The following is a 6655-nucleotide window of genomic DNA, read 5'->3' on the forward strand; positions in this document are numbered from 1 at the left end:
CGGACATCCTCGGCATCCTGCAGCGCCGCCGGCAACGGCTGCCCGAACTGCGCCAGCATTTTCACGAGGCGCAAACGCTCACCGGTATCGACTGGCGCCTGCTCGCCGCCATCGGCTATCAGGAATCGCAGTGGAACCCGTTCGCCACCTCGCCGACCGGCGTGCGCGGCTTGATGATGCTGACCGGGGAAACGGCCGACCGCATGGGAATCACCGACCGCCTCAATGCGCGTCAGAGCATTCTGGGCGGCGCGCGTTATCTGCTCATGCTGAAAACAGCCCTGCCCGACCGCATTCCCGAGCCCGACCGCACCTGGCTGGCGCTGGCCGCCTACAACCAGGGACAGGGACACATGGAGGACGCGCGCCGCATCGCGCAGGCGCGCAACGGCAGCCCGGACAGCTGGGCCGACGTCAAAGAGGCATTGCCCCATCTAAGCCGGGGCACCTATGCCAAGGCGATGAAGTACGGCTACGCGCGCGGCACCGAGGCGCTGCACTTTGCCGAAAACATCCGCAACTATTACGACATCCTGCTACGGCTGGAGCCGGAATACAACCCGCTGATCAATCTGGGCGACAGCGAGGAAGGCCTGGCTGTCGGGCCGGGCTGAATCAGGCGGCCGTCAGCCGCTCCACCCCGCCCATCCGGGAGCGCAGCACTTCCGGCACGCTCACACTGCCGTCGGCGTTCTGGTAGTTCTCCAGGATCGCCACCAGCGTGCGCCCCACCGCCAGCCCGGAGCCGTTCAGCGTGTGCAGCAGTTCCGGCTTGCCCTGCCCCACCTTGAAACGCGCCTGCATGCGGCGCGCCTGGAAGGCCTCGAAATTGGAGCAGGAGGAGATTTCGCGGTAGGTATTCTGCGCCGGCAGCCACACTTCCAGGTCGTAGGTCTTGGCCGACGAGAAGCCCATGTCGCCGCTGCACAGGGCCATCTTGCGGTACGGCAGGCCGAGCTTCTGCAGGATCGCCTCGGCGTTCGCCGTCAGCGCTTCCAGCGCAGCGTAGGAATCTTCCGGCTTCACCATCTGCACCAACTCGACCTTGTCGAACTGATGCTGGCGGATCATGCCGCGGGTGTCGCGGCCGTAGGAGCCCGCCTCCGAGCGGAAGCACGGCGTGTGGGCGACGAACTTCAGCGGCAGCGCCTCGGCAGGCACGATCTCGTCGCGCAGCAGGTTGGTCACCGGCACTTCGGCGGTGGGGATGAGGTAGAGCTTGTCGGCATCGCTGCGCGGGACGTGGAACAGGTCTTCCTCGAACTTCGGCAGCTGCCCGGTGCCGCGCATCGAATCGGCATTCACCAGATAGGGCACGTAGACTTCCGTGTAGCCGTGTTCGCTCGTGTGCACGTCGAGCATGAACTGGGCGAGCGCCCGGTGCAGCCGCGCAAGCCCGCCCTTCATGACGGAAAAGCGGCTGCCGGTGATTTTCACCGCGGCGGCGAAGTCGAGCTGGCCCAGGCTCTCGCCGATGTCCACATGATCGCGCACCGGAAAATCGAAATGCTTCGGCGTGCCCCAGCGGCTCACCTCGACGTTGGCGGTTTCGTCCAGGCCCTGCGCAACCGATTCGTGCGGCAGGTTCGGCACCCCCATGAGGAAGTCGTTGAGTTCGCCCTGCAGCTCGGACAGACGCGCCTCCAGCTGCTTCTGCTCGTCGCCTAGCCCGGCCACCTCGACCATCACCGCGGCCGCATCCTCGCCCTTGCCCTTCAGCATGCCGATCTGCTTGGACAAGGCGTTGCGCTTGGCCTGCGCCTCCTGGGTACGGGTCTGGATCGTCTTGCGCTCGGCTTCCAGCGCGTCGAAACGCGCCGCATCGAAGGCAAAACCACGCGCCGCCAGGCGCTCGGCTACGAGGGCTGCGTCACGGCGCAGCAACTGGATATCAAGCATGGGAGTGTTGGGATAGCGCCAAAAACGTTATTTTGGCCGATAGCCGCCCTCTGCGGCTAGGGCCATGAACATTTACTGCATCAAGCTGATGCCCTGCTTTCGGCCACAGCGACACGAGCCAGCAGACTCAAACGGCCCGGATCGGACCAGGATATTGGGCAAGTAGCGCATCGGCCGTAAGCAGGGTGATACCTTCGACCGTTGCCTGCGCGACCAGAATTCGGTCAAACGGGTCCTTATGAATAGTTGGCAAGCTGTCGATGAAAACCGCGTGCTCGCTGGTAATCGACAATTCCAGATAGCCGTTGTCCAGCAAACCCCGACGCAGTACACGCGCATCGACCTGGAAATCGTGGCGTCCCAAGCTGCGCTTGATCGTGATTTCCCCCAGGCTGGCCGCGCTGAACACGAGCTCGTTACTCGGGTCTTCCAGCAAGGTGCGTGCATCGGGCGGCAGTTGATCGGGCGAACCCGCCGCCCAGAGCAACACGTGCGTATCCAGCAGCAGCTTCATCCTTCAGCGCCAAAAAGCTGCTCGATGGCTTCGGCGCCCATGCGATCGAAATCGTCCGGCACGGCAATCTGGCCCGCCATGAAACCGAGACGTCTGGCTTGCCCGGTTGCTGGAGCATCCAGCCGGGTGACCTTGACCAGGGGTTTCCCAGCCTTGGCAATAATGAAGGCATCGCCCTGCACCGCCTGCTCGATCAGCTTCGACAACTGGGTTTTGGCTTCGTGGATATTGACGGTATGCATGACCGCTCCAAACAAGACTAAGTTTGATTGGTTTAGTTTAATCAACCGGGAAGGGGAAGTCCTGGCCAAGCGGCTCAGGCCGCCTCGACCATGCCCACCGCCTCTTCCACGTCCACTGCGACGATGCGCGATACGCCCGGCTCCTGCATGGTGACGCCGGCGAGGTGCTGCGCCATTTCCATGGTGACGCGGTTGTGGGTGATGAAGAGGAACTGGGTGTGGTCGGACATCGCCTTGACCAGGTTGCAGTAGCGTTCGGTGTTGGCGTCGTCGAGCGGTGCGTCGACCTCGTCGAGCAGGCAGAACGGCGCCGGGTTGAGCTTGAACATGGCGAACACCAGCGACAGCGCGGTCAGCGTCTTCTCGCCGCCCGACAGCAAATGGATCGAGGCGTTTTTCTTGCCGGGCGGCTGCGCGAACACCTGCACCCCGGCGTCGAGCAGTTCGTCGCCGGTGAGGATGAGCCGTGCCTGGCCGCCGCCGAACAGTTTCGGGAACAGCTCGCCCATGTGCTGGTTGACGGTGTCGAAGGTCTCCTTCAAGCGCGCGCGCGATTCCTGGTCGATGCGGCGGATCGCGTCCTCCAGCGTGGTGACGGCTTCCAGCAGGTCGGCGCACTGCGCGGCGAGGTATTCGGTGCGCTCCTGCGCCTGGGTGAGTTCGTCCAGCGCGGCGAGGTTGACCGCCCCGAGCGCGGCGATCGCGTTCTGCAGGCGGTTGATTTCGGCCTGCAGCTGGCTGGGCTTGGGACTGTCGGCGAGCCCCGATTCGAGGCTGGCCTCGTCCGCCGCGGCCTCGCGCAGCTGCAGCTCGAACTGCGACTGCATCAGCATCGCTTCCTGGTCCTTCAGCTTCAACTGCTCGATGCTGCGGCGCAGCGGATCGAGCCCCTGCTCGCAGGCCAGGCGCGCCTCGTCGTGGCTTCTTAATTGCGCGGTGAGGCCTTCCAGCGCGTCGCGCGCGGCGGCGAGCGCGGCTTCGGCCTCGGTGCGTGCGGTCAGCGCGAGTTGCAGTTCGACATCCAGCGCGTCGGCGGGCAGGCGGGCGAGCTCCTCGCGCGCCTGGGCGAGGCGCGTCTCGTCGTCGGCGATTTCCTGCTCGATGCGCGCCAGCGCGTCGCCAAGTTCCCTGATCTTGTTGCTGCAGGTGGTGAGCGCGAAGCCGGCCTCCTGGTGCCGCCGCTCGGCCGCACGCTGCAGTTCGCGCGCCTCGAACACCGCGCGGTCGGCCTGGTCGCGCTGCTGGCGCGCGGCGTAGAGCGCCTCGCGGGCGGCGTCGTCCTGCGCGCGGTAGTCCTTGAGGCGGGCTTCCAGCATGTCCAGCGTGGCGTGCTCGCTGGTCTGCTGATGGATGACCTCTTCCAGTTCCTGGGTGATCTGCGTCGCCCGGCTCTGCACCCGTTCCACCGCCTGCTGCAGGCGCAGCAGCTCCATTTGCGCGGTGTGATGGCGGCTCTGCGTCTGGCCGGTCTGCGCACGCAGCGCCTGGATTTCGCGCTGGCGATCGCCGTGGCTTTGCTGGGCCTCGGCATGGGCGGCTTCGAGCCAGGCGGCTTCCTCGCGCAGGCGCACGGCGTCATCGGTGAGCCGTTCGAGCTCGCGCCCGCGCGCGAGGATGCCTTCCACCGCCGTATGCGGGCCATGGAAGGTGACGCTGTGGCGGGTGAACAGATGGCCCTGCGGGGTGACGATGTATTCGCCGGGAGCAAGGCTGGCGCAGCGGGCGCGCGCGGCATCGGCGTCGGCAGCCCAGTAGCCGTTGGCGAGCCAGTCGGCAAGCGCGGCGCGGACCGCCCCGTCGTCGCAGGCGATCTTGCTGGCGAGGCTTTCCGGCGCGGCCGCTAGCGCTGCGCCCTCCCCGGCCCAAACCGTGAGGCGGGCCGGCGGCGCATCGGCGAACCAGCCGGGCTGCGCGTCGGCGGCCACCGCCTGCAGGCGTTCGCGCAGCACCGCTTCGACCGCGGCTTCCCAGCCGGGGGCGACGCGCAGTTGTTCCCACAGGCGCGGCGCGGCATCGAGGCCGCGGCTGTGCAGCCAGGCGCTGAGCTTCTCGTCGGCCTTGAGGCTCTCCTGCAGCTTTTTCAGCGCGGCAAGTTCGGCTTCGGTCTGGTGCAGGACCTTGCGCGCGGTTTCGAGTTCGCGCATGTGCTGCGCGCGCGCGGCATCGAGCTCGGGTAAGGCGGTCTCGGCTTCCTTGAGGCCAGCCTGCGCTGTCGCCAGCGTTTGCGCCAACTCTTCGACCTCGACCTGTTTCTGCGCCAGGCCCGCCGTATCGGTGCGCGGCAGCTGCGCCTGTTCCTGGACGAGCCTGCGCTGGCGGGCGTCCAGCTGTTCGAGCTGGCGCCTGGTGTGGCCGAGGCTGTTTTCGTCGACCTGACGCGATTGATCCAGCTGGGAGACCATGCGCTGCGCCTCGCCCACCGCCTGCTGCGCCTCGCGCAGCGCGGCTTCCTTCTGCGGCAGAGTGCTGTCGGTGGCCTGGTGCGCGGCGGCTTCGGCCTCCATCAACACCTCCTCCAGGCCGGGCTGCTGCGCGTTCACCTCGTTCAAGGCCTCCAGCGTGGCGGCACGGCGCGCCTGCTGGCCCTCGACGCGCGCACCCAGATCCTGCACCTGGCGATACAGGCGCTCACGGGTGGCGTTCTGGTGCGCCATGGTCTGCTCGATGCGCGCGACTTCCGATTGCGCCTGGTAATACCCTGCCTGCGCGCTGTTGAGCGTGTCCTGCCCGGAGAGCTGGGTCTGGCGCACGGTTTCCAGTGTCGATTCGATGTGGCGCAGGCGCGCGGTCTCGGCTTCCAGCCTGTTCTGCGCCTCCGTGAGATCGCGGTCGATGCGCGCGCGCTGCTGCGCGGCGTCGTGCTTCCTGGCATACCACAGGCGGTGCTGGGAGAAGGTCAGGTCGGCCTGCAATTGCTTGTAGTGCTGGGCGACCTCGGCCTGCGCGGCGAGCTTTTCGACCTGGCTCCTGAGTTCGCGCTGGATGTCCTCGACGCGGTTGAGGTTGTCGCGCGCGTCCTTCAGCCGCGCCTCGGTTTCTCGGCGGCGTTCCTTGTACTTGGATACGCCGGCGGCTTCTTCCAGGTAGCCGCGCAGCTCTTCCGGCTTGGCCTCGATCAGCCGCGAGATCATGCCCTGTTCGATGATGGCGTAGGCGCGCGCGCCGACCCCGGTGCCGAGGAAGAGGTCGGCGACGTCGCGTCGCCGCACCCGCATGTTGTTGATGTAATAGGTGGAGTCGCCGCTGCGGTCGAGCACCCGCTTGACCGAAATCTCCGCGTATTGCGACCACTGGCCGGCGGCGCGCCCGAGTTCGTTGTTGAACGCCAGTTCGACCGAGGCGCGCGACGCCGGCTTGCGGGTGCCCGAACCGTTGAAGATCACGTCCTGCATGGTTTCGCCGCGCAGATGCCTGGCCGACGATTCGCCGAGCACCCAGCGCACCGCGTCGATCACGTTCGACTTGCCGCAGCCGTTCGGCCCCACCACGCCGGTCAGCTGCGCGGGGACGGGAATCACGGTGGGATCGACGAAACTCTTGAAACCGGCCAGTTTGATGTGGGTTAAACGCAAGACGGCGGAACCTTAGCTTTTATAATGGGGTCTCCAAACGTCCTTGCGGGGACGTTTTTGTTGCCGCCATTCTACACCGAGCTTTTTTATGCCCTCCACGCCCGCCAAGACCCTCGAAACCTTCCCCAACCCAAAACCTGAGCGCGACTTTCACATTCACATGGAAGTCCCTGAATTCACTTGCCTTTGTCCCAAGACCGGACAGCCGGATTTCGCCACACTGATCCTCGACTACATCCCCGACAAGGCCTGCGTCGAACTGAAGAGCCTGAAGCTCTACATGTGGAGCTTCCGCGAGGAAGGCCACTTCCACGAAGACGTCACCAACCGCATCCTCGACGACCTGGTCAAGGCGACCAAGCCCAGATACATGAGACTCACCGCCAAGTTCTACGTGCGCGGCGGCATCTTCACCAACGTGGTCGCCG

At 66.0% G+C, this 6655-nt stretch carries 6 protein-coding genes; 2 read left to right on the forward strand and 4 right to left on the reverse strand.

Going from position 1 to position 6655, the window contains the following annotated elements; translation table 11 throughout:
* A partial coding sequence (locus BGO62_RS11180) for a transglycosylase SLT domain-containing protein (protein ID WP_296642370.1) occupies positions 1 to 614 on the forward strand: 614 nt, incomplete at its 5' end.
* A gap of 1 nt (position 615) precedes the next feature.
* Here the strand turns inward: BGO62_RS11180 and serS are convergent.
* The 4 genes from serS to smc form a co-directional block, all read right to left on the reverse strand.
* Positions 616 to 1899: a serine--tRNA ligase gene (gene serS / locus BGO62_RS11185; protein ID WP_296642372.1), complete on the reverse strand. Its 1284-nt coding sequence runs from the start codon at positions 1897 to 1899 to the stop codon at positions 616 to 618.
* Positions 1900 to 2026: 127 nt separating this feature from the next.
* Positions 2027 to 2413: a type II toxin-antitoxin system VapC family toxin gene (locus tag BGO62_RS11190; RefSeq protein WP_296642374.1), complete on the reverse strand. Its 387-nt coding sequence runs from the start codon at positions 2411 to 2413 to the stop codon at positions 2027 to 2029.
* Positions 2410 to 2655: a type II toxin-antitoxin system prevent-host-death family antitoxin gene (locus BGO62_RS11195; RefSeq protein WP_296642375.1), complete on the reverse strand. Its 246-nt coding sequence runs from the start codon at positions 2653 to 2655 to the stop codon at positions 2410 to 2412. Before BGO62_RS11195 ends, BGO62_RS11190 begins: the two co-directional genes overlap by 4 nt.
* Before the next feature lie 74 nt (positions 2656 to 2729).
* Positions 2730 to 6227, reverse strand: coding sequence for a chromosome segregation protein SMC (gene smc, locus BGO62_RS11200; protein WP_296642377.1), 3498 nt, complete (start codon positions 6225 to 6227; stop codon positions 2730 to 2732).
* A gap of 88 nt (positions 6228 to 6315) precedes the next feature.
* Between smc and queF the strand changes: the two genes are divergently transcribed.
* Positions 6316 to 6655, forward strand: a 340-nt coding sequence (gene queF / locus BGO62_RS11205; protein WP_296642379.1) for a preQ(1) synthase, incomplete at its 3' end; no start/stop codon positions are given.

Source organism: Thiobacillus sp. 65-1402, from assembly GCF_001897685.1.
Taxonomy (GTDB): domain Bacteria; phylum Pseudomonadota; class Gammaproteobacteria; order Burkholderiales; family Thiobacillaceae; genus Thiobacillus.